The sequence below is a fragment of the Curtobacterium sp. ER1/6 genome (genome assembly GCF_001742745.1).
In the GTDB taxonomy this organism is placed as follows: Bacteria; Actinomycetota; Actinomycetes; order Actinomycetales; family Microbacteriaceae; genus Curtobacterium; species Curtobacterium citri.
In genome coordinates this window covers 83,568-109,385 of record NZ_MJAK01000005.1, presented here as the reverse complement: position 1 = coordinate 109,385, position 25,818 = coordinate 83,568, and the positions used below count along the sequence as shown (strand labels likewise).

Annotated in this window: 25 protein-coding genes; 17 read left to right on the top strand and 8 right to left on the bottom strand. The window is 72.4% G+C overall.

The annotated features are described in order from the left end of the window. Positions 1–6: 6 nt before the first annotated feature. From Cus16_RS09640 to Cus16_RS09605, 8 genes are all read left to right on the top strand, one after another. Positions 7–909, top strand: coding sequence for a carbohydrate ABC transporter permease (locus tag Cus16_RS09640; protein WP_069712450.1), 903 nt, complete (start codon positions 7–9; stop codon positions 907–909). 86 nt (positions 910–995) lie between these two features. Beyond that, complete coding sequence (locus tag Cus16_RS09635) at positions 996–2,300, top strand: ABC transporter substrate-binding protein (RefSeq protein ID WP_069712449.1); 1,305 nt, start codon at positions 996–998, stop codon at positions 2,298–2,300. Positions 2,301–2,444: 144 nt separating this feature from the next. Then, positions 2,445–3,290, top strand: coding sequence for a DUF4097 family beta strand repeat-containing protein (locus Cus16_RS09630; RefSeq protein WP_069712448.1), 846 nt, complete (start codon positions 2,445–2,447; stop codon positions 3,288–3,290). Continuing rightward, entirely contained in the window at positions 3,287–3,868 is a 582-nt protein-coding gene (locus Cus16_RS09625; protein ID WP_069712447.1) for a PadR family transcriptional regulator, read from the top strand. The genes Cus16_RS09630 and Cus16_RS09625 overlap by 4 nt, the downstream gene beginning before the upstream one ends. Before the next feature lie 131 nt (positions 3,869–3,999). Beyond that, positions 4,000–4,764 carry a hypothetical protein gene (locus Cus16_RS09620; protein ID WP_069712446.1) on the top strand — a complete coding sequence of 255 codons (765 nt, stop codon included), beginning with the start codon at positions 4,000–4,002 and terminating at the stop codon, positions 4,762–4,764. A gap of 154 nt (positions 4,765–4,918) precedes the next feature. Next, the gene (locus Cus16_RS09615) at positions 4,919–5,185 is read left to right on the top strand and encodes a DUF3072 domain-containing protein (protein ID WP_069712445.1); all 267 of its coding nucleotides are present in this window, start codon (positions 4,919–4,921) and stop codon (positions 5,183–5,185) included. Between the two features lie 157 nt (positions 5,186–5,342). Continuing rightward, positions 5,343–5,783 carry a DoxX family protein gene (locus Cus16_RS09610; protein WP_069712444.1) on the top strand — a complete coding sequence of 147 codons (441 nt, stop codon included), beginning with the start codon at positions 5,343–5,345 and terminating at the stop codon, positions 5,781–5,783. 180 nt (positions 5,784–5,963) lie between these two features. Further along, complete coding sequence (locus tag Cus16_RS09605; RefSeq protein ID WP_069712443.1) at positions 5,964–6,185, top strand: DUF3073 domain-containing protein; 222 nt, start codon at positions 5,964–5,966, stop codon at positions 6,183–6,185. A gap of 788 nt (positions 6,186–6,973) precedes the next feature. On the opposite strand, the gene purM is transcribed toward Cus16_RS09605, so the two are convergent. Then, a complete protein-coding gene (gene purM / locus Cus16_RS09600) occupies positions 6,974–8,074 on the bottom strand; it encodes a phosphoribosylformylglycinamidine cyclo-ligase (protein WP_069712442.1) in 1,101 nt (366 codons plus the stop codon). 71 nt (positions 8,075–8,145) lie between these two features. Between purM and purF the strand changes: the two genes are divergently transcribed. Then, a complete protein-coding gene (gene purF, locus Cus16_RS09595) occupies positions 8,146–9,603 on the top strand; it encodes an amidophosphoribosyltransferase (protein ID WP_069712441.1) in 1,458 nt (485 codons plus the stop codon). A gap of 87 nt (positions 9,604–9,690) precedes the next feature. Here the strand turns inward: purF and Cus16_RS16660 are convergent, their stop codons facing one another. Next, positions 9,691–10,140 (bottom strand): hypothetical protein, encoded by a 450-nt coding sequence (locus Cus16_RS16660; protein WP_083263860.1) that lies wholly within the window; start codon positions 10,138–10,140, stop codon positions 9,691–9,693. Between the two features lie 200 nt (positions 10,141–10,340). Here Cus16_RS16660 and Cus16_RS09585 point away from each other — a divergent pair, with 200 nt between their 5' ends. Next, positions 10,341–12,947 carry a helix-turn-helix transcriptional regulator gene (locus Cus16_RS09585; protein WP_069712439.1) on the top strand — a complete coding sequence of 869 codons (2,607 nt, stop codon included), beginning with the start codon at positions 10,341–10,343 and terminating at the stop codon, positions 12,945–12,947. 298 nt (positions 12,948–13,245) lie between these two features. Here the strand turns inward: Cus16_RS09585 and Cus16_RS09580 are convergent, their stop codons facing one another. Next, on the bottom strand, positions 13,246–13,608 hold the full coding sequence (locus Cus16_RS09580; RefSeq protein WP_069712438.1) for a sterol carrier family protein: 363 nt from the start codon (positions 13,606–13,608) through the stop codon (positions 13,246–13,248). A gap of 57 nt (positions 13,609–13,665) precedes the next feature. On the opposite strand from Cus16_RS09580, the gene purD reads away from it, so the two are divergent. Both purD and Cus16_RS09570 read left to right on the top strand, forming a co-directional pair. After that, positions 13,666–14,934: a phosphoribosylamine--glycine ligase gene (gene purD, locus Cus16_RS09575; RefSeq protein ID WP_069712437.1), complete on the top strand. Its 1,269-nt coding sequence runs from the start codon at positions 13,666–13,668 to the stop codon at positions 14,932–14,934. Beyond that, positions 14,931–15,800, top strand: coding sequence for a phosphoribosylaminoimidazolesuccinocarboxamide synthase (locus Cus16_RS09570; RefSeq protein ID WP_069712436.1), 870 nt, complete (start codon positions 14,931–14,933; stop codon positions 15,798–15,800). The genes purD and Cus16_RS09570 overlap by 4 nt, the downstream gene beginning before the upstream one ends. An 81-nt stretch (positions 15,801–15,881) precedes the next feature. On the opposite strand, the gene Cus16_RS09565 is transcribed toward Cus16_RS09570, so the two are convergent. Further along, positions 15,882–17,078 (bottom strand): PP2C family protein-serine/threonine phosphatase, encoded by a 1,197-nt coding sequence (locus Cus16_RS09565; protein ID WP_069712435.1) that lies wholly within the window; start codon positions 17,076–17,078, stop codon positions 15,882–15,884. Positions 17,079–17,157: 79 nt separating this feature from the next. Here Cus16_RS09565 and Cus16_RS09560 point away from each other — a divergent pair, with 79 nt between their 5' ends. Beyond that, positions 17,158–17,478 carry a hypothetical protein gene (locus Cus16_RS09560; RefSeq protein ID WP_141718912.1) on the top strand — a complete coding sequence of 107 codons (321 nt, stop codon included), beginning with the start codon at positions 17,158–17,160 and terminating at the stop codon, positions 17,476–17,478. Positions 17,479–17,535: 57 nt separating this feature from the next. On the opposite strand, the gene Cus16_RS09555 is transcribed toward Cus16_RS09560, so the two are convergent. Beyond that, entirely contained in the window at positions 17,536–18,090 is a 555-nt protein-coding gene (locus tag Cus16_RS09555) for a hypothetical protein (RefSeq protein ID WP_069712433.1), read from the bottom strand. 110 nt (positions 18,091–18,200) lie between these two features. Between Cus16_RS09555 and Cus16_RS09550 the strand changes: the two genes are divergently transcribed. The 3 genes from Cus16_RS09550 (at position 18,201) to Cus16_RS09540 (ending at position 20,614) form a co-directional block, all read left to right on the top strand. After that, entirely contained in the window at positions 18,201–18,992 is a 792-nt protein-coding gene (locus Cus16_RS09550; protein WP_069712432.1) for an SDR family oxidoreductase, read from the top strand. A gap of 52 nt (positions 18,993–19,044) precedes the next feature. Next, positions 19,045–19,917 (top strand): VOC family protein, encoded by an 873-nt coding sequence (locus tag Cus16_RS09545; protein ID WP_069712431.1) that lies wholly within the window; start codon positions 19,045–19,047, stop codon positions 19,915–19,917. Between the two features lie 130 nt (positions 19,918–20,047). Further along, positions 20,048–20,614, top strand: coding sequence for a GNAT family N-acetyltransferase (locus Cus16_RS09540; RefSeq protein WP_069712430.1), 567 nt, complete (start codon positions 20,048–20,050; stop codon positions 20,612–20,614). A 72-nt stretch (positions 20,615–20,686) separates the two neighbouring features. Here Cus16_RS09540 and Cus16_RS09535 read toward each other — a convergent pair whose 3' ends face one another. Both Cus16_RS09535 and Cus16_RS09530 read right to left on the bottom strand, forming a co-directional pair. Continuing rightward, the gene (locus tag Cus16_RS09535; RefSeq protein WP_069712429.1) at positions 20,687–22,210 is read right to left on the bottom strand and encodes a catalase; all 1,524 of its coding nucleotides are present in this window, start codon (positions 22,208–22,210) and stop codon (positions 20,687–20,689) included. A 72-nt stretch (positions 22,211–22,282) separates the two neighbouring features. Beyond that, positions 22,283–22,726, bottom strand: a complete 444-nt coding sequence (locus Cus16_RS09530; RefSeq protein WP_069712428.1) for a Fur family transcriptional regulator — start codon at positions 22,724–22,726, stop codon at positions 22,283–22,285. Between the two features lie 248 nt (positions 22,727–22,974). Here Cus16_RS09530 and Cus16_RS09525 point away from each other — a divergent pair, with 248 nt between their 5' ends. Beyond that, on the top strand, positions 22,975–23,835 hold the full coding sequence (locus Cus16_RS09525) for a cytochrome c oxidase assembly protein (RefSeq protein WP_141718911.1): 861 nt from the start codon (positions 22,975–22,977) through the stop codon (positions 23,833–23,835). A gap of 328 nt (positions 23,836–24,163) precedes the next feature. On the opposite strand, the gene Cus16_RS09520 is transcribed toward Cus16_RS09525, so the two are convergent. Beyond that, on the bottom strand, positions 24,164–25,798 hold the full coding sequence (locus Cus16_RS09520; protein ID WP_083263872.1) for a DHA2 family efflux MFS transporter permease subunit: 1,635 nt from the start codon (positions 25,796–25,798) through the stop codon (positions 24,164–24,166). Positions 25,799–25,818: the final 20 nt, after the last annotated feature.

Here is a 25,818-nt window from a genome sequence, read left to right as displayed (position 1 = left end):
GCCACCGTGACCCAGATCGCTCCCCGCACCCTCCCGTCGGACGCGCACCGCGCCTCCCGTCCGCACCGCAGCCGCCCCTTCCGGGTGCTGTTCCGCAAGCACTCGCCGGCCGTCCTGCGCCACGTCATCCTGCTCGTCGCGGTCGTGCTGTTCTTCGGCCCGTTCCTCTGGATGCTGCTGACGAGCTTCAAGTCCTCGGAGGAGGCGCTCGCCTTCCCGCCGAGCTTCCTGCCGCGGCAGTGGGAGCTGTCGAACTACGCGGACATCTTCACCGTCGCGCCGTTCGGGCTGTACTTCTTCAACTCGACGGTCGTGGCGATCGCGACGACCGCCGGCCAGATCGTGACGAGCCTGGCCGCGGGCTTCGCGTTCTCGCGCCTGAAGTTCCCCGGCAAGAACATCGTCTTCGTCGTCCTGCTCGCCGCGCTCCTCGTGCCGTTCGAGGTCGTGTTCACGCCGCTCATCACCCTGCTGTCCTCGCTGCACTGGCTGAACAGCTACCAGGGCCTCATCGTCCCGAACATCCCGTCGATCCTCGGCACCTTCCTGTTCCGGCAGTTCTTCACCTCGTTCCCGAGCGAGATCGAGGACGCCAGCCGGGTCGACGGCGCCGGTGTCTGGCGGCGGATGTGGTCCGTGGTGACGCCGATGGCGACCCCGATGATCGGCTCCTTCGCCGTCCTGTCCTTCGTCTACAACTGGAACAACTTCTTCTTCCAGTTCCTCGTGGCGTCGCGCACCGAGTTCTTCACGGTGTCGGTCGGCCTCACGCAGCTGCAGTCGGCGAACGCGAGCCAGAGCTTCAACCTGCTGATGGCCGGGTCGACGCTCGCGATCCTGCCCGTCTTCATCGTCTTCGTCATCTTCCAGAAGCAGATCGTGTCGGCGATGGCCGGCGGGCTCCGCTGACCCCAGACCCTCCCTCCCGTACCCCCCTCGCACCACTCCCTGCTCCACTCCTCGCTCCACCCAGATGTCCGAGAAAGGACGACCTCATGCGCAAGCGACTGCTCGGCGCCACGGCCCTCGCCGTGGGTGCCGCACTGGCCCTGGCCGGGTGTTCCGGCGGCTCCGTCACCGGGAACTCCGGCGGCAGCGGTGGGAAGACCACGATCACCGTCTGGCACAACTACACCGGCCCCCAGGCCACCGAGGTGAAGAAGCTCATCGACGAGTACAACTCCTCGCAGGACGGGATCCAGGTCCAGGCGCAGTACGCCGCCTCGTCCGACCAGTTCGACGCGAAGCTCATCAACGCGCTGAAGAACGACACCGGGCCCGACATGGTGCTCGGGGACAGCACGCCGCAGCAGACCGGGCAGGTCATCGAGACCGGCAAGGTGCTCCCGCTGGAGGACTACCTGTCCAGCGGCGACATCACGAAGGACAGCTTCACCGAGGGCATGCTGTCCACGGGCGAGTTCGACGGCAAGCAGTACACGCTGCCGACCGACATCGGCGACTACGCGGTCGTCTACAACAAGGAGATGTTCAAGGAAGCGGGCATCACCGACACCCCGACCACCTGGTCGGAGTTCCAGGACGACGCGAAGAAGCTCACGAAGGGCACGACCCAGTACGGCGCATACCTGCCGATCGGCACCGGCGAGTGGCCGGTCTTCACCTGGCAGTCGATGCTGTGGGGCGCCGGCGGTGACTTCCTCAACGAGGACAACACCAAGGTCGAGTTCAACAGCGACGCCGGCGTGCAGGCCCTGACCGGCTGGACGGACATGCTCGAGGACGGCACCGCCTACCCGCAGTCGCTGCTCACCACCTCGACCAACGGCGCCGTCCCGGCCCTGACGTCGAAGAAGGCCGCGATGGCCATCACGGGCGCCTACGACCTGTCGACGATCGACAGCACGCTCGGCAAGGAGAACGTCGGCGTCTTCGCCCTGCCGGGCATCAAGGAGCCGGCGATGAACCTCGGGACGAACAACTCGTACATCATCAAGACGTCGACGAAGCAGCAGGACGCCTCGTGGAAGTTCCTGCAGTGGTGGCTCAGCCCGGACACCCAGGCGAAGTGGGACATCGCCACGGGCCTGCTCCCCGCGAACCAGGCCACGGCGGACAACGCCACGTGGAAGCAGTACCTGGAGGAGAACCCGCGGCTCAAGGCCTTCGCCGACGAGCTCGAGTACGCCAAGGCGCGTCCGTCGATCACCGCGTACGGCGAGGTGAGCGCCGCCCTGTCGACGCAGCTGCAGACCGCGATGCTGCTGAAGACGAGCCCGAAGGAGGCGCTCGACGCCGCCGCCGAGCAGGCACAGGCCGCGCTCGACAAGGCGAAGTAGACACGACCGTCCGACGGCCCCGCTCCCCCACCGGGCGCGGGGCCGTCGCCGTGCCGGGAGTGGGACCGGCCCCGTGACATCCACCGACTCGCGATGTACCGTGACACCACCAAACGCGATGCATCGCGAGTTCGAGGAGGCAGCATGGCCCAGGAGAAGTGGCTCGTCGAGGAGCCCAAGGTGATCGACACCGGCATCGTCCGCGCCCTGCGCGTCGGACTCGCCGGCGGACAGGTCGACGTCGTCGCGCACGACGAGCCGACCGCCCGGGTGGAGGTGCACAGCGTGTCCGGCAAGCCGCTCAAGATCGAGCTGGACGGCGACACGCTCACGATCGACCACCCGCAGATCCGCTGGGACGACCCGCTCGGGTTCCTCAGGTCCTTCAGCGGACGCGCCACGGCCGACGTCAGCGTCCTCGTCCCCCGCGACGCCCGGGTGACGGTCGGGGTGGTCTCCGCCGGTGCCCTGCTGTCCGGCACGAACCGCGGCGCCTCGGTCAACTCGGTCTCCGGCGACGTCGTCGTCGACGGGCTCGCGGGTGACCTCGCCGTGCACGCGGTGTCCGGCGCCACCACGGTCCGCGACCTCGACGGCGAACTGACGGTCCGCACCGTCTCCGGCGACGTCGTCGCGACCGGCTCCATCCCGCGGTTCACGGCCGACGGGGTGAACGCCGACGTCGTCCTCGACCTGCAGGGCACCCCCGACTCCGCCCGGGTGAACACCGTGTCGGGATCGGTCAGCGTCCGGCTCGAGGACGGCGTGCCGTACCGCTGCACCGTGGGCACGGCGACCGGCAAGCTGCAGTTCGACGACTCCGAGATCCGCGGAGTGCGCGGCTCGTACGTCAAGCAGGGCGGCGACCTCTCCGGGCAGTGGCTCGACCTCAAGGTGAACTCGGTGTCGGGCGACATCGCGGTCCTGCACGCCCCACCGGCGCAGCCCGCACCGGGATCCGGGGCCGACGAGACGGTGGTCCCCGAATGAGCCCGGTGTTCGCGCACGGTCACCTGCGCCTGTCCCTGCTGTCGATGCTCGCCGACCGCCCGATGCACGGGTACGAGCTCATCCAGGCCCTCGGCGAGCGCTTCGGCGGCGCCTACGTCCCGAGCGCCGGCACGGTCTACCCGCGCCTGGCGAAGCTCGAGGCCGAGGGGCTCGTCACCAAGACCGCCGACGGCCGCAAGACCGTCTACGCCATCACCGACGCCGGCCGCGCCGAGCTCGACGCCCGCGCCGAGGAGCTCGCCGCGATCCAGTCCGGCGTCGCCGACTCGGTCCGGACGCTGGCCGACGGGGTCCGCGCCTCGGTGGGCGAGGCCATGCGGTCCCTCCGCGCGGACCTCGCCGCGAGCGCCCAGGCACCCCGCGGGCAGACGGCCGACGAGCCCGAGGACGTCCCGACCGCCGGCGCCGGCGCACTGCGCGAGGTCGAGATGGCCGTCGCGTCGTTCCGGCAGCAGGTGCGCGCAGACCTGCGTCGCCGCGCGACGCGCGGCACGCTCACCGACGACACGGTGACGCGTCTGCGGGACGGACTGGAGGCCCTGCGCCGCTCCCTCTGACGGCCCGCAGCGGACGGGTGGACGCGATGCGCGCCTCCCGTCCGCTGCACTCGTCGCCGCCTTTCCTTCCTGCCCGACGTTCCTGTCCGTCTGGGCCGACCCGGGCAGACGGTCGTAGCATCGTCGGCGACATGACGATCTCCGACCTGCGCACCTTCGCGACGTTCGACGGCCACGGCGGCAAGGTGTCGAAGCGCGTCGAGGTGCTCGACCACGAGCCGCCCGCCGCCGGACCGTACGCGGGCCTCGTCGCCGTGCGCGGGGAGCACCCGATCGGCGCGCTCGACGAACGACCCGCCGCCGACGGCGACGACCTGACCCGCGGCGTGCCGAGCATCGGCTGGGTGGACCCGGCGACCCTCCGCGACTGGTACCGCCCGGACCGTGTGGTCGTGTCCCGGCTCGAGGCGCGGCGCTCCGGACTCGAGCCCGGCCTGTACGCCGACTCGCGTGGCCGCGGTCGCGTCCGGATCGACGGCCTGGAGGCGCGACTCGCCCCCGACGGTCGGCCCGCCTTCCGCGCACTGGCCGGTCCCGCCGACGCGCCGGTCGTCGACGTCCCCCTGCCGACCGACCAGGCCGTCCGGCTCGTCGCGGTCCGGGACGTCGCGGACGGGCTCGAGGTCGTCACCACCCCGGTGTCGCCGTTCCTCTCCCCCGGCCGGTACGCCGCGTACGACGCCGACGTGGTCGGGCTGCCGCCGCGACCCACGACCGGTGCGGTGGACGTCCGTGCCGCGGTGCTGATCGACGGCACCCTGCACGAGGTGGTGCGGATCGACGAGCGCGCCGCGACCGTGTGGCTGCGGCGCGGCGACGACGAGGTACCGATCGCCGCGAGCGGCATCGGGCCGGACCTGGTGCGGTACACCGGCACGCCGGTCCCGCCCGCCTGACCCGGGGTGCGGGGTCCTCGGCTCTGGACCCGGGCTCCTGGGTCCTGGGTCCTGGGTCCTGGGTCCTGGGTCCTGGGTCCTGGGCCCTTGCTCCGGGGTCCGGGGGACGGGCACGCTGCGTGCAGTGTCCGACCCCGCGCGTAGGTTCGGCGCCATGAGTGATGCAGAGCAGCAGACCCCGGACGCCGGGCACCAGGGCGAGACCCTCGGTGGCGAGCGTCCCGACCCCTCGACGACGGCCAGCAAGGACCCCTCGCAGTGGGTGACCGGCGACGAGCCGATGACCGGCCCGCAGCGCAGCTACCTCGACACCCTGGCCCGCGAGGCCGGCGAGGAGCTCCCCGCCGACCTCAACAAGGCCGAGGCGTCGGAGAACATCGAGCGCCTCCAGCAGGAGACCGGGCGCGGCACCGACTCCTGAGCCCGTCCCGACCGGGCACCGGTCCGTCGTTCGGCGGACCGGTGCCCCGCGTCGGTCCGCCGTTCAGTGGACCGCAGCCTGAGGGAGTCCTGGCGAAGTCCGGGCAGTCCTCCGAACCGCCCTGGTCGATGACGCGTCATCGGTTAGCGTCTGCCGCATGCGAACGACATCGACCTCCATCGGCCTGACCGCGCTCCGCATCGTCCTGGGCGTGGTGTTCATCGCCCACGGCGCCCAGAAGTTCGCCCAGGGCATCCCCGGCGTCGCCCAGGGCTTCGCCGGCATGGGCGTGCCGCTCGCCGAGGTGGCGGCACCCGTCGTCGCCGGCCTCGAACTCGTCGGCGGCGTCCTGCTCGTGCTCGGCGTCGCGACCCGGGTCGTCGGCCTGCTCCTCGCGGTCGACATGGTCGTCGCGGGCCTCCTCGCGCACGCTACCGCCGGGTTCTTCGCCCAGGACGGCGGCTTCGAGTACGTGCTCGTGCTCGCCGTGGCCTCGCTCGCCGTGACCCTGACCGGACCGGGGCGGTTCTCGATCGACGCCCTGGTGCTGCGCTCGTCGCGTCGCAAGCGCGGCGTCCCCGAGCCCCTGCCCGCCTGAGTCCTGATCAGGTCTTCGGTGCTCCCCCGGCCGATCTCCGGGGGACGCCGGTGGCCGAGTCGGGAACGGGGTACATGGTAGAGTGATCGGCAGATTTCAAACCACGAATCGTTCGGTTCCCCGGGTGGCAACCCTGCACCCGCCAGGACCGGACCAGAGCCGATCACGAGGGGGTCACGCATGGGGCGCGGCCGTCAGAAGGCAAAGCACACCAAGGTCGCCCGGGAGCTGAAGTACTTCAGTCCGGAGACGAACTACGGTGCGCTCGAGCGAGAGCTCTCCGCCGGGCAACACTCGGACGAGAACTCCTACGTCGACCGCTGGGCTGACCAGTACGGTGAGGAACCCGGCGACGACGAGGACGACTTCGAGACCCAGCAGGACCAGAACAAGTCCGCCTGACCCACATCGTCGACGCCGCGCGCCCCGAGGGGCCGCGCGGCGTTTCCGTGTGCGCGGGCGGCGGTGCGGTCGTGGGAGTGCGGCGTGGTGCGTGCGGCGTGCGGCGTGCGGCGTGCGGCGTGCTGAGCGTGCACGATCTGTCACGCTCGGCGCCGCCTGGCGACTGATCACGCACGCTCGGCGAACGTGAGCGGCACGTCCTGCCCGCTCGGCGGGGCGACGGCGGCTGCGACGCCAGCGACACCGGCTCCGACACCGGCTCCGGCCACGTCGCGCCAGAGCGTCCACGATCAGCGCCTCCGGACCAGGTCCGCGCTGGCGAGCGTGCCACATCCGTCACGCTCGGCGCCGCCTGGCGACTGATCACGCACGCTCGGCGAACGTGAGCGGCACGTCCTGCCCGCTCGGCGGGGCGACGGCGGCTGCGGCGCCAGCGACACCGTCTCCGACACCGGCTCCGGCATCGTCGCGCCCGAGCGTCCACGATCAGCGCCTCCGGACCAGGTCGGCGCTGGCGAGCGTGCCACATCCGTCACGCTCAGCGCCGCCGGGCGACTGATCGTGCACGCTCGGCGAACGTGAGCGGCACGTCCTGCCCGCTCGGCGGGGCGACGGCGGCTCCCGCGGCTCCGGTCGAGCTCCACGCGCGGTCACGGACGCCGAGGTCGCACGACTCGCCACGCGCGGGTCGCCGAGGTCCCACGAACGCAGGCGTGGCAGCGCGAGAGTGCAGGATTGCGGAACCTCGACGCATGGCCTGGGGCGTTGGGGAGCGCCGGACCCCCGCGTCAGCCGGCGTAGGCGCCGACGAGCCGCACCGCGCCCCCGTCGACACCCTTGGCGCCCTGCTCGAACCCGTCGAGGTCCCGCGCCGAGGTCGACACCGTGCCGACCGTCCACGCGGGCAGCCCCGCGGCACGCAGGTCCCCGAGCACGTCGGACGCCGCCGAGGCCGCGACGACCGCGAACATCCCGATGCCGAGGTTCCACGTGCCCTCGGTCTCCTCGACCGGCGTGCCCGCCATCGACGCGAGCACCCGGAACACCGACGGGGGCGTCCACGTCGTGCGGTCGACCTCGACCCAGGTGCCGACGGGCAGCACGCGCGCCAGGTTCGCCGCGATGCCGCCGCCGGTCACGTGCGAGAGCGAGTGCACGACACCGGGTCGCGCGTCGAGCAGGGCGAGCAACGGCGACGTGTAGAGGCGGGTCGGCTCGAGCAGGGCCTCACCGACGGAGACCCCGGTGCCGAACTCCGGCAGCTGGTCGGTGTACCCGACGCCCTTGCCGGCCAGGATGTGCCGGACGAGCGAGTAGCCGTTCGAGTGCAGGCCGGAGGACTCGATCGCCACGACGACGTCGCCGTCCTCGACCAGGTGCGCCCCGAGCTGCCGGTCCGCCTCGACGACGCCGGTGGCGGCACCCGCCACGTCGTAGTCGTCCGGCCCGAGCAGCCCCGGGTGCTCCGCGGTCTCCCCGCCGACGAGCGCCGTGCCGGTGGCCGAGCAGCCCCGGGCGATGCCGGCGACGATGTCCGCGATGCGGTTCGGCACGACCCGGCCGCACGCGATGTAGTCCGTCATGAAGAGCGGCTTCGCGCCGACCACGACGATGTCGTCGACGACCATGCCGACCAGGTCCTGCCCGATCGTGTCGTGCTTGTCGATCGCCTGCGCGATCGCGACCTTGGTGCCGACGCCGTCGGTGGACGTGGCGAGCAACGGCCGTGAGAAGTCGCGCAGGAACGAGACGTCGTAGAGCCCCGCGAAGCCGCCCACACCCCCGAGCACCGAGGCGTTGTGCGTCGCCGAGACGGCGGACTTCATGAGTTCGACGGCCAGGTCACCGGCTGCGGTGTCGACGCCGGCGGCTGCGTACGGGTTCGGCATGCGTGGTCCTCCGCGGGGCGTGGCAGACTTGTTCGGTACCACCCGATCCTACGGTCTGGAGCACACCGCGAATGTGCGGCATCGTCGGCCTCGTTGCGCAGGGGCCCGTCAACCAATCCATCTACGACGCCCTGTTGCTCCTGCAGCACCGGGGTCAGGACTCGACGGGCATCGCCACGGTCGAGGGTCGCGTCCACCACATGCACAAGACGCGCGGCCACGTGCGGGAGTCCTTCCGCACCCGTGACATGCGGGCCCTGCTCGGCACCATGGGCCTCGGCCACGTCCGGTACGCCACGAAGGGCGCCGCGAGCAACGAGGAAGAGGCCCAGCCCTTCTACGTGAACGCGCCGTACGGCATCGTCCTGGTGCACAACGGCAACCTCACGAACACGCGGGAGCTCACCCGCGAGCTCTTCGACATCGACCGTCGACACCTCAACACGACGAGCGACACCGAGCTGCTCGTGAACGTGCTGGCGCACGAGCTGCAGGGCCAGGTCCGCGGCAGCGAGCTCGACGCCGGCCAGGTGTTCGACGCCGTCGAGCGCGTGCACGAGCGCGTCGAGGGCTCCTACGCCACGATCGCGACCATCGCGGGCCACGGCCTGCTGGCGTTCCGTGACCCGTACGGCATCCGCCCGCTCATCCTCGGGCACAAGTTCGACGAGGCCGGCCAGCCCGAGTGGGTCGTCGCGAGCGAGTCGCTCGTGCTCGAGTCCGGCGGCTACGAGATCGTCCGCGACATCGCCCCCGGCGAGGCCGTGTTCATCGAGATGAACGGCCAGATGCACGCCCGGCAGTGCGCGAAGGACCCGCGCCTGGTGCCGTGCTCGTTCGAGTACGTCTACCTCGCCCGGCCCGACTCGGTGATGAACGGCATCTCGGTCTACGACGCCCGCCTCCGCCTCGGCAACCGCCTGGCGGACACGATCGCGCAGTACGCCCCCACGGGCGACATCGACGTCGTGATGCCGATCCCGGACTCGTCGCGCCCCGCGGCGATGCAGGTCGCGCAGAAGCTCGGCATCGACTACCGCGAGGGCTTCTTCAAGAACCGCTACGTCGGCCGCACGTTCATCATGCCGGGGCAGGCGGAGCGCAAGCGCTCGGTCCGGCAGAAGCTCAACGCGATGTCGTCGGAGTTCAAGGGCAAGAACATCCTCATCGTCGACGACTCGATCGTGCGCGGCACCACGAGCCGCGAGATCGTCGAGATGGCCCGGGCCGCCGGCGCGAACGAGGTCACGTTCACGAGCGCCGCTCCCCCGGTCCGGTACCCGCACGTCTACGGCATCAACATGCCGACCCGTGCGGAGCTCATCGCGCACGACCGGAAGATCCCGGAGATCAACCGCGTGCTCGGCAGCGACCACCTCATCTACCAGGAGGTCGCCGACATGCGCGACGCGATCATCGAGGGCTCGGACGTCACCGACCTCGAGATGAGCTGCTTCACGGGCGAGTACGTGACCGGCACGGTCAGCCCGGAGTACCTCGCCTGGGTGGAGGCGAACCAGCTCAGCTGAGCGGCGTCACCCCGGCGACCACGCGACGGACGGGAGGCTCCCCACCAGCTGGTGGGGAGCCTCCCGTCCGTCTGCTGGTGGCGACCGTCAGCGGTCGGTGCGCTCCACGGGTCCGGTCGCGTCGCCCTGGTCCTCGACCTCGCCGTCGACCGTCTCCTCCGCTGGCTCCACCGCGACCCGCTCCGCCGTCAGGCGGGCGGCGCGACGGGCGAGGACCCGGTCGAGGACGATCGCGACGAGGGCGCCGGCGAACGCGCCGATGGTGACGCCCCAGAGCGAGAAGTAGCCGACGAGCGTGCCGAAGGACGCGTCCTGCTGGTCGCCGCGGTCGATGTCCATGGTGAGCGTCACGATCACGAGGGTCGCGAGGAACCCGAGCACCGCGCCGCCGAGGATGAAGACGCCGAACTTCGGCGCACGGCGGATGGTGACCTCGTCCGGTGACTCGACGGCGTTCGGCGCCGGTGCCGGTGCCGGAGTCGGTGCCGCAGCCGGGGTCGGTGCCGGGCGGTCCTCGGGTCGGTCGGTGTCGCTCACCGTCCCATTGTCCCCCACTGTGGGACGTGCTCCGGCCTGTTCATCCCCGTGCGCGACGGTGCAAGATGTGACGACCGGCCGGTATCCACTGCGCGCAGCGCGTCGGGTGCCGGTCGCCCGGTCGAGGACGATGTGCGAGCCCGGACACCGGACCCGCTCGACCGGGGACGTACGGGCGACCACGAACGGGAGGTGACGGGGTGCGCGAACAGTCGATCAACGGCCGTCGTCGTCCCGCCGCGCCCGGACGCGTGACGTGGCCGATCGTGCAGCGTCGCGAGGAGGACCGCGCCGTGTCCGTCGTCGCCGAGCACCGGTGGAGCGTCGCGCTCGTCGGTGCGCCGGGTCTCGGGAAGACCTCCACGGCCGCGCGGGTGACCGACCGGGTGGCACGTCGCGACGCCTCCGGTCGGACGGTCGTCGTGCCGATCACCGCCGTGGCGTCCGGTCGGACGATGCCGTTCAGCGCCGTCGCCGACCGCTTCGGCGACCTGCCCGCCGGTCTGGCCGACCTGGTCGACGACGCGGGCGCCGCGCAGCGCCTGCGGGAGGTCGACGACCTGTCGGACCGTGACGTCGTGCTCCGTGTCGACGACGCCGACCACCTCGACGCCGTCTCCGCCCGCTACGTCGCCTGGCTGGTCCGCGACCAGGGCGCCCGGCTCGTGCTGACCTGCCGCGACTTCACCGCACTGCCGGAAGCGCTCCGCGCACTGTGGCAGGACGACCTGCTCGAACGCATCGACCTCGCCCCGCTCGACCTGCACGAGACCGGTGAGGTCGTGGCCCGGGCGCTCGGTGCCCAGCTCGAGACGGCCTCGACCGAACGGGTGCACCGGGCCACCGCGGGCAACCCGCTGTACCTGCGCGAGGTCGTGCGTGCGGCGCTGGCGTCCGGCGCGCTCGAGCAGACCGCGTCCGGGTGGTACTGGCGCGGCCGCATCACGGCGTCGAACAGCCTGGCGGACATGTACCGGACCGAGCTCGGCGCGCTGCCCGAGGACCTCCGCGACGTCGTCGACATCGTGGCCCTCGCCGACCCGATCCCCCTGGCCCGGCTGCTCGGCATGGTCTCCGGCGGCGACGTCGACCGCGTCGTCGCGCTCGGCCTGGTCGCCGTCGACTCGACGGAGGACGGCACCACCGTCGTCCGGCCGTCGCACCCGCTCGTTGGCGAGGTCGTGCGCGGCCTCGTGCCGGTCGCCCGGCGGACCACCCTCTTCGCCCGCGCGAACGCCTTCCGCACCACCCGTCCCGAGGGCGCTCCGCCCGCCGCCCGTCTGCGTGCCGCGCTGTGGTCGCTCGAGTGCGGGGTCCTGCCGCCGGTCGGGCAACTGATCGACGCCACCCAGGTCGCGGTGCGGCTGCAGGAGCACGAGAGCGGTGTGACGCTCGCGTCCGCCGCGCTCCGGACCGCGCTGACCGCCACCGAACGGGTGACGGTGCACTGCCTGCGGTCGCTCGCGCACTCGTACAGCACCGGGCGCGAGGCCGGCCGGTGCGACGCCGAGGCGGCGTGGGGCATCGCGACCGGGCGGTCGACCGAGGTGGACGACGCCGCGATCGTCGAGGCGTGCGAGACCCTGGCCAACATCCGGCAGTTCCACGACGACGACGTCGACGCGGCGGTCGCGCTGACCGACGCGGCGATGCCCCTGGTCGACGCCGCGACCGCCGAGCGGCTGCGGCTGCTGCGGCTCGCGCACCTGGGCTGGGGCGGGCGCTTCACCGAGGTCCGCGCGGAGATCGAGCGCTCCCGGGTGCTCGAGCAGCCCACCGTCCCGGTGTCCTTCCTCTGCGTCGCCCCCTGCGCGGTGACGGCGCTGGCCACCGCCGGTCGGCTCGAGGACGCCACCGTCCTTGCGAAGCGCTCCCTCGCGACCGCCGTCGAGCACGTCGAGGAGGCGCCCTGGAGCGTCGGCGAGATCGTCTCGGTCCTGCACCAGGTGCAGGTGTGGCGCGGGGACATCGCCGACCTGCTCACGGAGATCCCCGTCCGGCGGTCGAGCCCCTTCCTGAAGTACGACTTCACGCTCGAGCTCATCGGCGTCGGCAACCAGGCGATCGGGCAGCGCCGGTGGGCGGACGCGGTCACGGCGTTCTCGGCCGCCTGCGAGCGGTACGACGTCGCCGACCACGGGGGCTTCGCGGCCTACCCGTGGGCGCGGCTGGCGTTGTCGCTGGCGTACTCCGGCGACGCCGAGGGTGCGACCGCGGCGCTCGAGCGCGCCCGGAGCACCCCGCTCCGGGCGATGCGGATCCTCGGTGAGCAGGTCGCGGTGTCGATCGCGTGGGCGGAGTCCGTCCTCGGCAACCCGGCCGGGCTCCGGCACGCCGACGAGATCACCGAGCGGTCGACCGCGAGCGGGGCGTGGTTGCCCGTCATGTACGCCCAGACGCTGCACTACGCGAACGACATGGTGACCGGGCGCGACACCTCGGCGTCGCTCGCACGGATGCGCGATGCCGCCGCCCGCGTCGACGGTCCCCTCGCGCACGCGCTCGTCGCCTACGCGGACGCCGTCCGGTCCGGGGACCGCGTGCGGATCATCGCCGCGCAGGGCGTCCTGGCCGGACACGGCATGGCCGTCTCGGCCGGGCACGCGCGCCCGCCGCTGACGAACCGGGAGCACGAGGTCGCCGAGCTCGCCGCGAGCGGGCTGAGCAACCGGCGCATCGCGGAGACGCTCGGGCTGTCGGTCCGGACGATCGACGCGCACATGTCGCGGGTGTTCGCGAAGTGGGACGTGCACGCGCGGTCCGAGCTGGCCGAGATGCTCGGCGGACCGCTGCGCTCCGACCGCTGAACGCCGGAGGACGTTCCACCCCGGTACGGAATCACGTCGTCGACCACGCAAGGACGTTGCAATCTGCGCCACGACTCGCCGGAACGGTTGACAGACGGCGGCACATGTCGCGTACCTTTGACCCTGTCGCCGGGTTCGGACCCGTTCGGGTCGGGTCCGAATCCCGGCGACACCCACGTTACGCAGGGGCTCGTGTCCACCACATCGGTAGGACCTACCTACCCCGCAGCCGTCCTCCGCTGATCGGCCGGGCGCGCTCCGCCGGTCGGCCCGCGGGCGTCAGGCGGCCGTGCGGGCGTCAGGCAGTCGTACGGACGGGCAGGAACGCCGCCAGGTCCGCTCGCGACCCGGACGCACTGACCCGGGACCGCACGACGGCGTCGTCCCACCGGAGCGCTCCGGTGGCGAGCGCCAGCCACGTGGTCGCGTCCGTCTCGACGACGTTCGGCGGGGTCCCACGGGTGTGCCGCGGACCCGGGACGGCCTGCACGGCCGCGAACGGCGGCACCCGCACCTCGACGCTGTTGCCCGGCACGTCGTCGGCCAGTCGCTGCAGCGTCCACCGCACCGCGGTCGCGACGGCGGTCCGGAGCGTCGACCCACCCTGCACCGCGGCGAGCGCGGCGAGACCGTCGGCGTCCTCGATCCTCTTCGGCGGCATGTCCCCAGGCTAACCGTCGCATCGCGAGCGGCGTGTCGACGTCGGTAGGGTGATCGCGTGCGAATCCTCGTCCTCGGTTCCGGTGCCCGCGAGCACGCGATCACCACGGCCCTCCTCGCGGAAGGAGCCGGACACGTCATCACGGTGGCCCCGGGCAACGCCGGCATCGCCGCCGACGTCGAGACGGTGTCGCTCGACCCGACGAACGGCCCCCTCGTCGCGGAGTACGCGATCGAGAACGGCATCGAGCTCGTGGTCGTGGGCCCCGAGGCCCCGCTCATCGCCGGTGTCGCCGATCCCCTGCGCACCCGGGGCATCCCCGTCTTCGGGCCGAGCGGTGCGGCCGCGCAGCTCGAGGGCTCGAAGGCGTTCGCGAAGCGGATCATGGCCGAGGCCGGCGTGCCGACCGGCCGGCCCCTGTCCGCCGGCACCGTCGAGCAGGCGGTCGCCGCGATCGACGAGCTCGGCGCCCCGTACGTGGTGAAGGCCGACGGGCTCGCCGCGGGCAAGGGCGTCCTCGTCACCGAGGACCGTCAGGCCGCGGTCGACCACGCCACCTACTGGCTGCAGCACGGACCCGTCGTGGTCGAGGAGTTCCTCGACGGCGAAGAGGTCTCGCTGTTCTTCCTCAGCGACGGGCACGACGTCCGCGCGCTCAGCCCCGCGCAGGACCACAAGCGCCTCGGCGACGGCGACACCGGACCGAACACCGGGGGCATGGGCGCCTACTCGCCGCTGCCGTGGCTCACCGACCGGTGGGAGTCCGAGCAGGCCTTCGTCGCCGAGGTCACCGAGCTCGTCGCGCTCCCCACGGTCCGCCGGCTGGAGCACGAGGGCACCCCGTTCGTCGGGCTCCTCTACTGCGGGCTCATCGTCACCGAGCAGGGTGTGCGGGTCATCGAGTTCAACGCCCGGTTCGGCGACCCGGAGACCCAGGTGGTGCTCCCCCGTCTCACGACGCCGCTCAGCACGCTGCTGACCGCCGCCGCCACCGGGCAGCTCGCCGGCGCCCCCGAGCCGACCTTCAGCGCCGACGTCGCGGTCACCGTGGTGCTCGCGAGCGAGGGCTACCCGGAGAACCCGCGGACCGGGCGCGTCATCACCGGGGTCGACGCCGCGAACGCCCGCGAGGGCGTCTCCGTCGCGCACGCGGCCACCGCGGTCCTCGACGGCGACCTCGTCGCGACCGGCGGCCGGGTGCTCAGCGTCGTCGGCACCGGCTCCGACTTCGCCCAGGCCCGCGAGCGCGCCTACGCGGGCCTCGCCGACATCACGCTCGAGGGCGCGCAGTACCGCACCGACATCGCCGCGAAGGTCGCCCGGTGACCGCCGCACCGCAGCTGCCGGGCTGGCGACACGTGTCGTCGGGCAAGGTCCGCGAGCTCTACGTGCCCGACGGCACGGCCGACGTCGCGAGCGCCACCGAGCTGCTCCTCGTCGCCTCCGACCGCGTCAGCGCCTACGACTTCGCGCTCGAGCCGCCGATCCCGGGCAAGGGCGAGCTCCTCACCCGGCTGTCGCGCTTCTGGTTCGACCGGATCGCCGACGTCCCGAACCACCTCGTCGACCCCGGCTCCGGCGGTACCCCGGTGCCCGCCTCAGTGGCGGCCCGGTCGATGCACGTGCTGCCGCTCGACATGTTCCCCGTGGAGTGCGTCGTCCGCGGGTACCTCGTCGGCAGCGGCTGGGCGGAGTACCGCGAGACGAGCAGCGTCTGCGGCGTCCCGCTCCCCGCGGGACTGTCCGAGGGCGACCGGCTCCCCGAGCCGATCTACACGCCGGCGTACAAGGCCCCGCAGGGCGAGCACGACGAGAACATCTCCTTCGAGCAGACCGTCGAGCTCGTCGGACGCGCGGACGCCGAGGCGCTCCGCGACCTGTCCCTCCGCGTCTACGCCGAGGCGGCCGCGATCGCGCGGGAGCACGACGTCGTCATCGCCGACACGAAGTTCGAGTTCGGCCGCGACGCCGACGGCACGATCCGGATCGCCGACGAGGTCCTGACGAGCGACTCGAGCCGCTACTGGGACGCCCGCTCCGGCGGCCGCACCGACTCGTTCGACAAGCAGATCGTCCGCGACTGGCTCACCGCGCACTGGGACCGGCAGGGCACCCCGCCGGTGCTCCCGCCGGAGATCGTCGAGCGCACCGCGGCGCGGTACGCCGAACTGATCGAGCGCCTGGGCGCCTGACCGACGACCACCGGACGGACGGGAGGCCCTTGGCGACGCCGCCACGGGCCTCCCGTCCGTCCGCTGCCGTCGTGACGGCCGTCAATCGCGGGCCAGGACCACGACCGTCAGGTCGTCCCCCGGGTCGTGCTCGAGCGCGCGTGCGCGCACCCGGGCGAGGAACGCGTCGATGTCCGGCTCCTGCCGCCAGAGCGCCCCGAGGCGCGAGAGCGACGTGAGCGTCGAGTCCCAGAGCTCGAGCGCGCCGTCGCTGACCAGCACGAGCACGTCGCCGGGCTCGAGCACGAGCGACCCCGTCGACCGGGACAGCCCGGCCGGGTGCAGCCCGATCGGCAGGTCGCTCGACAGCAGCGTGCGCTCGGCACCGTCCGCCCGCATCTGCAGCACCAGGCCGTGACCGGCGTCCACGAAGTCGAGCTGCCCGGACGCGGGGTCGAGCCGGCCGGTGAACATCGTCGAGAAGGACTCGGCGCGACCGAGATCGGGCGCGACCTGCTCGTCGAGGGCGGCCACCACCCGCTCGGGGTCCTCGTCGGGACGTGCGAGCAGGGCTCCGCGGATCGTCGCGGCAAGCAGACCGGCCGCCATGCCCTTGCCCATCACGTCCGCGATGGTCAGGTGCAGCGCGGTGCCGGACAGGTGCCACTCGTGCAGGTCGCCCGACACGACGCCGTGCGGGACGGACATCCCGCCGAGGCGGTACCCGGGGACCTCGACCGGCAGGGGCTGCAGCCCGGCGAGGACACCGCGCAGCCGGTCCTCGTCGGCACCCGTGGCGAGCTCGCGCTCCGCCCAGACGCCGAGTTCCTCGAGCAGGGCGACGTCGTCGTCGTCGAGCGTGCGCGGCTGCGGGTCGACCAGGCAGAGCGTGCCGACCTTGACGTGGTCCTCGCCGACGCGGAGCGGCACCCCGGCGTAGAAGCGGACGTTCGGGTCCTCGACGACCATCGGCATGTCGGCGTACCGGGCGTCGGCGCGGGCGTCCGGCACGACGACGGGCCCGAGCTGGTCGAGCGTGCGACCGCAGAAGGTGTCCTCGAGCGGGATGGTCGGGCCGTACACGGCGTCGCTCTGCTGCGACTTGATCGTCAGGACCTCGGCGCCCGCGAGGTTGAGGAAGGAACCGGAGACCCCGAAGGCCTCACGTGCGATGCGGGTGATGCGCTCGAAGCGCTCCTCGGGCCCGCCGTCGACGACGTCGAGCGCGGCGACGAGTGCGGCGCGACGGACGGCCTGGGCCGAGGTGCCGGTGGAGGTCGGTGAGGTCCCCTGGTACATGGTCCAACGCTACCGGTCCGCCGGGATCGCGCCCGTCCCCAGTACGGAGGACTCCGCGGCGCGGCGTAGCCTGGTCGTCGTGCTCCGCCGACCCCTGCTCGCCCTCGCCGTCGTCGTGCTCGGCGCCGTCTCGCTGACCGGCTGCGGCGCGCACGACTCGACCGGGCAGATCGCCGTGACGGTGTCCCGGGACGCCGCCGACCACCCGTACGAGGTGAAGGTCTTCGCGGCGACGGGGAAGCTCTCCGAGCACCAGCGCGTGTTCCCGGGCGGCACCGCGGACTTCGCGGGGGTGCCGCTCGGCGACGTCACGGTGCGGGCGGGCGACCTGTGCCCGGTGCGGACGACGGTCTCCGGCGAGGACGTCGCGCGGGTGACCCTCACGACCACCGGCTGCTGACGGCCGGCGGATCCCACCCGGAGCGCTGCGGACGCTCCCGCTCGGTCGGATTCCCGCTCAGTGCGTCAGCACCACCTTCACCAGCCCGATCGCGAAGGCGACGGCGGCCAGGACGACACCGCCCCACAGCCCGAGGAACGACGGCCGCCGTCCGCTGAACCGCTGCAGGAAGACCCCGACCAGGCCGATGCGCACCACGAGGATGACGATCGCAGCGGTCTGCGCCCACGGCGCTGGCAGCCAGCCGACCCAGGCGGCGGCATAGAGCACGGCGGGGATCAGGCCGGACGTCGCGATGGGGTTCGCGTCACGAACGATCGCGCCGAACGTCTCCCGGTGCTCGTCGTCGTCCCCGCTGTCGCCGACGGCGTGCGCGACGAGGTGCGACAGCACGTGCGCCAGGTAGGTCAGCACGGCGGTCGCCAGGACCGTGAGCACGGCCGAACCGTGCCGGATCGCCGCCGGGTCCACCGCGATGGCGACGGCGAGCACGGTGATGTTGCCGTAGATGTACGACGACAACCGGTCGCGCAGGCGCTCGACCGGGAACGTCGACAGGTCGGGTCGGCCGCGCCGCGCACGGGGCCGGACGGGCGGGCGGGAACGAGGCATCCTCCCATCCTGGCCCTGCTGCGGCGCGTGCCGCCGACCGGACACCGGGTGCGGTGCCATCCTGGGCGGGTCGGCGCACGGTCGCGTCGCACGGACGGGAGGCACGACCCATGACCCACGGACCGCTCACCAGCCGACCCCTCGCCCTGGTGACCGGCCTCGGTCGGCGCGCCGGCATCGGCGCTGCGATCGCGTCGCGACTCGCATCCGACGGGTGGGACCTCGCCCTGTCCTGGTGGGGCCCGTACGACGAACGCGTGCACGGTGCCGCCGACCCCGACGGGGTGGACGCGGTCGTCGCGAAGGCCGAGCGTGCGGGAGCACGCGTCACGCGCCTCCCGGTCGACCTGGCCGACGCGGAGCAGGCGGCCGCACTCGTGGACCGCGCCGAGGCGGAGGCGGGCGCGCCCGTGACCGCGGTGGTGCTGTCGCACTGCGAGTCGGTCGACTCGGACTTCGCCACCACGACGGTCGAGTCGATGGACCGGCACCTGGCCGTGAACGTCCGCGCGCCGTTCCTGGTCGTGCAGGCGTACGCCAGACGCCTCCGCGAGGGTGCGGCCGCACCGGAGGACCGTCGTCGCGTCGTCGCGTTGACGAGCGACCACGTCGGCTTCAACCTGCCGTACGGCACGAGCAAGGGGGCGCTCGACCGGTTGATCGTCGGGGCGGCGCTCGAGCTCGGTGACGTGCGGGTGAGCGCGAACCTGGTCAACCCGGGACCGAACGACACCGGGTGGATGACCGACGAGATCCGCGCGGCCGCGGTCGCGCAGACGCCGCTCGGACGGCCCTCGATGCCGACGGACACCGCTGCCCTGGTCGGGTTCCTGCTCGGGCCGGACGGCGCGTGGGTGAACGGGCAGCTGCTGAAGACGGACGGCGGGTTCAGCGCGAAGTAGCGCGCTGAACCATTTGGTTGACGCGTCAACCAATCGAGCGCACACTGGTGCCATGCACACGCAGGACCTCCTCGCCGCGGACACCGGGATGGGCGCCGTCACGCTCCGGGTCGCCGACCTCGACACGATGGTCGCCTACTACCGGGACGGCGTCGGGCTGCAGGTCCTGACGAACGACGGAGGTACGGCGGTGCTCGGCCGTGGCGCGACACCGATCGTGGTGCTCGAGCACGCCCCCGCGATGCGACACGCGTCCCCGCACGAGGCCGGACTGTTCCACACCGCGATCCTGTTCGACACGCAGGCCGACCTGGCGGCGGCGCTGTACTCCGTCGCGACGCGGTACCCGCGGACCTTCACGGGCAGCGCCGACCACCTCGTGAGCAACGCGTTCTACTTCCAGGACCCCGAGGGCAACGGCGTCGAGCTGTACTGGGACCGCGACCGCGCCGAGTGGTCGTGGACGCACGGCATGGTCGACATGGCGACCATCTACGTCGACCCGAACGCCTTCATCCGCTCGCACCTGACGTCCTCGGCGCTGGAGTCCGCAGCGTCGCGCCCGGGGCGGGTCGGCCACGTGCACCTGTCCGTCGGCGACGTCGCCACCGCGAGGGCGTTCTACGTCGACCGGCTCGGCTTCGCGACCACCGCGGCGATGGGCGACCAGGCGCTGTTCGTCAGCGCGGGCGGCTACCACCACCACATGGCGATGAACACGTGGAACTCCCGCGGTGCCGGGCGTCGGCAGCTCGGGCTCGGCCTCGGGCTGGTCCGGATCGAGGTCCCCGGCGCGGACGACCTCGGCGCGCTCGTGTCCCGCATGCACGACACCGGCGTGCAGACCGCCGACGACGGCCGGACCGTGGCGTTCGAGGACCCGTGGGCGAACCGCATCGAGGTGACGGCGCCCGGTCGCGGCTGACCCGCGCGGGCGGGGGGTCTACGCCGAGGCTCGGCTCCGCGGACACTCTCGTGGTCGAGCAGACGCGAAACTGTCCGCCTGGCCGAGCCTCGGGCCACCGACGCGCAGACGGAACCGGCAGGATGGGCGCGTGAGCGAAGACATCCGGTGGGAGGTGGTCGAGGAGAGCGCGCTGACGCTCCCCGACCACGAGGCGATCGCGGCGATGCTGGGGCAGGCGTTCCCGGACTGGTCGCACTGGTACGTGGGCGGCCGGGACTACGCCGGCATGCAGCCCGAGCGACGGGTGATCGGGTGGGGTGCGGACGGCGTCGTCCTCGCGCACCTCGGCATCCGCCGCATGTACGTCACCGTCGGCGGCGAGGACCTCCTCGTCGGCGACACCGGCATCGTCGCGGTGTCGCCGTCACTGCAGGGCACCGGCGTCGGGCGCGAGCTGCTCGTCCGGACGCGCGCCGTCCTCGAGGGGCTCCGCGTGCCGTTCGGCTTCCTCGGCACCGGCGAGGACCGCGTCCCCTTCTACGCCCGCTGCGGCTGGCACGAGCTCGAGGGCGCCGTCGGCACCTTCTCGGCCTTCACCGCGGACGGCGCCGGCGTGACCGAGACCGAGCAGGGCGGCTGGATGGTCCTGCCGGTCGAGGCCCGGCTCGAGGACTGGCCGGCCGGGCCCGTCATGCTCAACGGCCAGCAGGTCTAGGACCGTTCATGTGACGGACGGGAGGCCCGGTGCCAGCTGGCACCGGGCCTCCCGTCCGTCACGCGGTGGCGACTACGCCTCGACGGCGACCTTCTCCGGGTCCTCGTTCGAACCCGGCGCGCTCGGCGCGACCGCGGCGCGCACGCGCGCACCCAGGTCGGCGTCGACGTTCGTCCAGTAGGCGAACACGCGCTCGAGCAGGTCGTCGCGCGTCACCTTCGAGACGTGCCCGGCGATGTTGCCGACCAGGCGCTCACGGGCGGCGTCGTCGAGGACCTCGCGGTAGAGCGTGCCGGCCTGGCCGAAGTCGTCGTCCTCCGGGTGCAGCGTCGCGGCGGCGCGCTGCAGGGCACCGTCGGACTCCCAGCCGGGGACGTCGTCCGTGGCGTTCGGGTCGGCGTGGGCACCGCCCTGGGTGTTCGGCGCGTACACCGGCACCTCGGCCTTCTGGAAGTCGAAGCGCATGGCGCCGTCCTTGGAGTACGAGTGGACCTCGTTCTTCGGGGCGTTCACCGGCAGCTGCGCGTGGTTCGTGCCGACGCGGTAGCGCTGGGCGTCCGCGTAGCTGAAGATGCGCGCGAGGAGCATCTTGTCGGGGCTCGCCGCGATGCCGGGCACGAAGTTCGACGGCGCGAACGCGGCCTGCTCGATCTGCGCGAAGTAGTTCTCCGGGTTGCGGTTCAGCTCCATCGTGCCGACCTCGATGAGCGGGTAGTCCGCGTGCGGCCACACCTTCGTCAGGTCGAACGGGTTGAAGCGGTAGCTCGCGGCGTCCTCGTACGGCATGACCTGCACCTTGAGGACCCACTTCGGGAAGTCACGGCGCTCGATCGCCTCGAAGAGGTCGCGGATGTGGAAGTCCGCGTCCTCGCCGGCGATGCGGTCGGCGTCCTCCTGCGTCAGGGTCTTGTGGCCCTGCTGCGTCTCGAAGTGGTACTTCACCCAGAAGCGCTCGCCTTCGGCGTTGATCCACTGGTAGGTGTGCGAGCTGAAGCCGTCCATGTGGCGCCAGCTCGACGGCAGGCCGCGGTCGCCCATGAGCCACGTGACCTGGTGGGCCGACTCGGGCGACAGGGTCCAGAAGTCCCACTGCATGTCGTGGTTGCGCAGGTGCGAGCCCGACAGGCGCTTCTGCGAGCGGATGAAGTCCGGGAACTTGATGCCGTCGCGGATGAAGAACACGGGGGTGTTGTTGCCGACGAGGTCGTAGTTGCCCTCCTCGGTGTAGAACTTCAGCGCGAAGCCGCGGGGGTCGCGCCAGGTGTCCGGGGAGCCCTGCTCGCCGGCGACCGACGAGAAGCGAGCGAGCATCTCCGTCTGCTTGCTCGGCTGCAGGAACGCGGCGCGGGTGTACTGCGACACGTCGTTCGTGACGGTAAAGGTGCCGAACGCACCGCCGCCCTTCGCGTGGACGACGCGCTCCGGCACACGCTCGCGGTTGAACTGGGCGAGCTTCTCGACCAGGTAGTGGTCGTGCAGGGCGAGGGGGCCGTCGGCGCCGACACCCATCGAGTGCTGGTCGCTCGAGACGGGGGCGCCGCTGTTGGTCGTGGTGGTGGGGGTGCCGGCGGGGCCGGTCGTGTTCTGGTCGGACACGGTTCCTCCTCAGGTGGAACGGTTGGTTCGGTCAGGGATGCTCGGGTTGCTCCAGGCGGGGCCAGGGTTGCTTCAGGCGGGGACGGCCGCGGCGTCGTCGCGCTCGGCGGCGGCGCAGCGCTCGCAGATGCCCCAGTAGGTCACCTCGGCAGTCGTCACGGCGAAGCCGTGGGTCTCCGAGGGCGTCAGGCAGGGTGCGTGACCGACCGCGCAGTCGACGTCCTCGATCGCGCCGCACATCGTGCAGACGACGTGATGGTGGTTGTCGCCGGTGCGTCGCTCGTACCGCGCCGGGCTGCCGGCGGGCTCGATGCGGCGGACGAGCCCGACACCGGTCAGGGCGCCGAGCACCCCGTACACCGCCTGGTGGCTCGTCGTGGGGAGCTCGGCCGCGACCGCGCCGAGGATGTCGTCCGCGGTGGCGTGCGGCATCGCGGACGATGCGCGCAGCACCGCGAGGCGCGGTGCCGTGACCCGCAGGCCCGAGGCCCGCAGCAGATCCGCGTCGACGTCCATCGCGTCCCCTCTCCCGCATCGGTTCGCTTGCATCGATTTTCTTGCATCGATCAAGACAACGTCAACCGTACACGGTCGTCGTCCGAACGTGCGCGACGCGCGCGTGTCGGAGCACCCGCCCGCCGAGCACCTGTGCCGATCCTCACCGGTACGCCCCCGGCGCGGGAGGCTCCCGAGGGCCTCCGGGCGGAGGATGACGACGCCCGTCCCGCCGCGTCACCAGGAGGCACCCCACGCCCGAACCCGACGTGTTCTGGAGCACCTGGCACCTCGACCCCCTGGCCGCGGTACTGCTCGTAATCGCCGCCGTGGCCTACGCGTGGTGGCTGGTGGGAGCACGGCGACGCCGGGCGCGGTGGTCGGCCTGGCGGACGACCTCGTTCGTCGCCGCGCTCGCGCTGTTCGCCGTGCTGCAGTTCGGCATCGTCGGCCGGTACGACCAGGAGCTCCGGTGGGCCTTCACGCTCCGGCTCGCACTGCTCTTCTTCGCCGTGCCGACGTTCGCCGCCCTCGCCGCCCCGGTGTCGCTCCTGCGCATCGGCGGACCCGCACGCTGGTCCACGGCCGCCGACCGGGTGATGGGCTCACGGCCCGTGCGGGTGCTCGGGAACGCGATCGTCGCCCCCGTCGTCGGCCTGGTGCTCTTCGCGGTGCTGCTCACCCCGCTGTCCGCCGCGATCCGGCAGTCGGGCGCGTGTGCGACGGCGATCACGGTGCTCGTGCCGGTGCTCGGGTTCACGCTGCTCGCGCCGCTGTCCGAACCCGGTGTCCTGCGGAGCTCGACGTTCGTGACGATCGAGTTCCTGCTCGCCTTCGTGGAGCTGCTGCTCGACGCGGTGCCCGGCATCGTGCTGCGGGTGTCGAACCACGTGCTCGACGGGTCGCTCGTGCAGGCCGTGGGGCAGCCGTGGTTCCCGTCACCGCTGCGCGACCAGCACCTGGCGGGTGACCTGCTGTGGTTCATCGCCGAGGTCGCCGACGTGCCCGTGCTCGTCATGCTCTTCGTCCGGTGGCAGCGGACCGACCGCCGCGAGGCCCGCTCCGTCGACGCCCTGTCCGACGAGGAGATGGCCGAGCTCACCCGGGCACACCTGCAGCGGCGGGGGTAGCGCGGGCCGCGGCGTGCCTGCCGGCGGCGTGCGGCGGGCCGGCGTGCGGCGTGCCGGCGTGCGGCGTGCGGGTCGCGCGCGTTCTGCGACGACGCGCGCGTCGATCGACACGTGCAACGTCGCACGATGCCCACGCACCGGTTGCGTGCGCATCGAACGACACGGCACGCGTCGATCGACACGCGCGATGTCGTGAACGACGACCACGCCGCGGGCCGCCGGGACGACGACCACGCCGCGGGCCGTGCGGGCCGGCGGCCGGGACGACGGAGCCCCGGGTCGCTCGTCCGAGCGGCCCGGGGCCCGTGTGCCGGGAGACCCGGCCGGACTAGGCGTCCGCGTGCCGGCCGTGGTGGTCGACCGCCGCGAGCTCGTCCTCCGCGGTCGCGGGCGCGGCACCGGCAGCGTGCGCACCGGCCGGCCGACCCGCCGCGGCGTGCTGGTCGCCGTCGGCCGCGGGCGATGCGGCACCGGGCTGCGTCGCCGCCGGGGCACCCGAGCCCCACGCCGCGGTCTGCTTCGGCTTCGCCAGGAACAGCGCCGCCACGATCGCCGCGACGAGCACGACGGCCGGCAGCACGAGCGACTGCCCCATGGCCGTGGCGAACGGCTGCTGCAGGAACGCGGGCAGCGCCCCGACCTGCTGCTCCGCGCCGCCGCCGGAGGTCGACTCCGCCCCGGACGGGAAGTTCGCGGTGATCCGGGCCTCGATCAGCGCGGCGATGCCGGCCGAACCGAGCACGGCGCCGATCTGCCGCGTGGTGTTGTAGACGCCCGAACCGGCACCGGCGAGCGCCGGCGGCAGGTTGCGCGTCGCGGAGACCGAGAGCGGTCCCCACATGCAGGCGTTCGCGAGCCCGAGGAGCGCACTCGGCAGGAGCGTCCAACCCCAGTCGGCGCCCGACCAGAGCAGGGACCCGAACCAGAACAGCGCACCCGAGAAGCACGCGAGGCCGAACGAGCCGACCCACCGCGGGTTCCACTTGTTCAGGTTCTTGCCGACGTACGGCGCGAGTCCCGCGGAGATGACGGCCTGCGGCACGAGCAGCAGGGCGGCCTGGGTCGGGCTGAAGCGCAGCACGTCCTGCGCCCAGAGCATGATCGGCAGCGCGAACGAAGAGATCGCGACGCCGACGGCGGTGATGGCGATGTTCGCGAGCGTGAAGTTGCGGTCCTTGAACAGCCCGAGCGGCAGCAGCGGCTCGCCCTTCTGCACGCCCTGCCAGACGACGAACGCGGCGAGCACGACGATGCCGGTCACGATGAGCGACCAGACCGAGATCGGGCCGGTGATCGTGCCCCAGTCGTAGGTCTCGCCCTCCTGGATGCCGAACACGAGCAGGAACATGCCGACGGCCGAGAGCACGATGCCGAGGTAGTCGAAGCGGTGCCCGTTGCGTTCGAACTGCGGCACGAAGCGCTGCGCGAGCACGAACGCGACGATGCCGACGGGGACGTTCACGAAGAAGATCCACTCCCAGCCGAACCCGTCGACGAGCAGGCCGCCGACGATCGGGCCGACGAGCGAGGCGACACCGGCGACGGCGCCCCAGAGGCCCATCGCCGCACCGCGGTTCTGCGGCGGGAAGATCCGGGTGATGACCGCCATGGTCTGCGGCGTCATCATGGCGGCACCGAGGCCCTGCACGACACGGGCGACGATGAGCACCTCGATCGAGCCGGCGAGGCCGCACCACAGGCTCGCGAGCGTGAAGACGACGAGTCCGGCCTGGTACAGCACCTTCGGGCCGAAGCGGTCACCGAGACGGCCAGTGATGAGCAGCGGCACGGCGTACGCCAGCAGGTAGGCGCTCGTCACCCAGATGACGGCGTTGATGTCGGCGTCGAGCGCCTGGGCGATCGTCGGGGTGGCGACCGACACGATGGTCGAGTCGACGAGGATCATGAAGAAGCCGACGACGAGCGCCCAGAGCGCGGGCCACGGCTTCTTCCCGTGTTGCAGGTCGGCGGACGGTGCGGTGG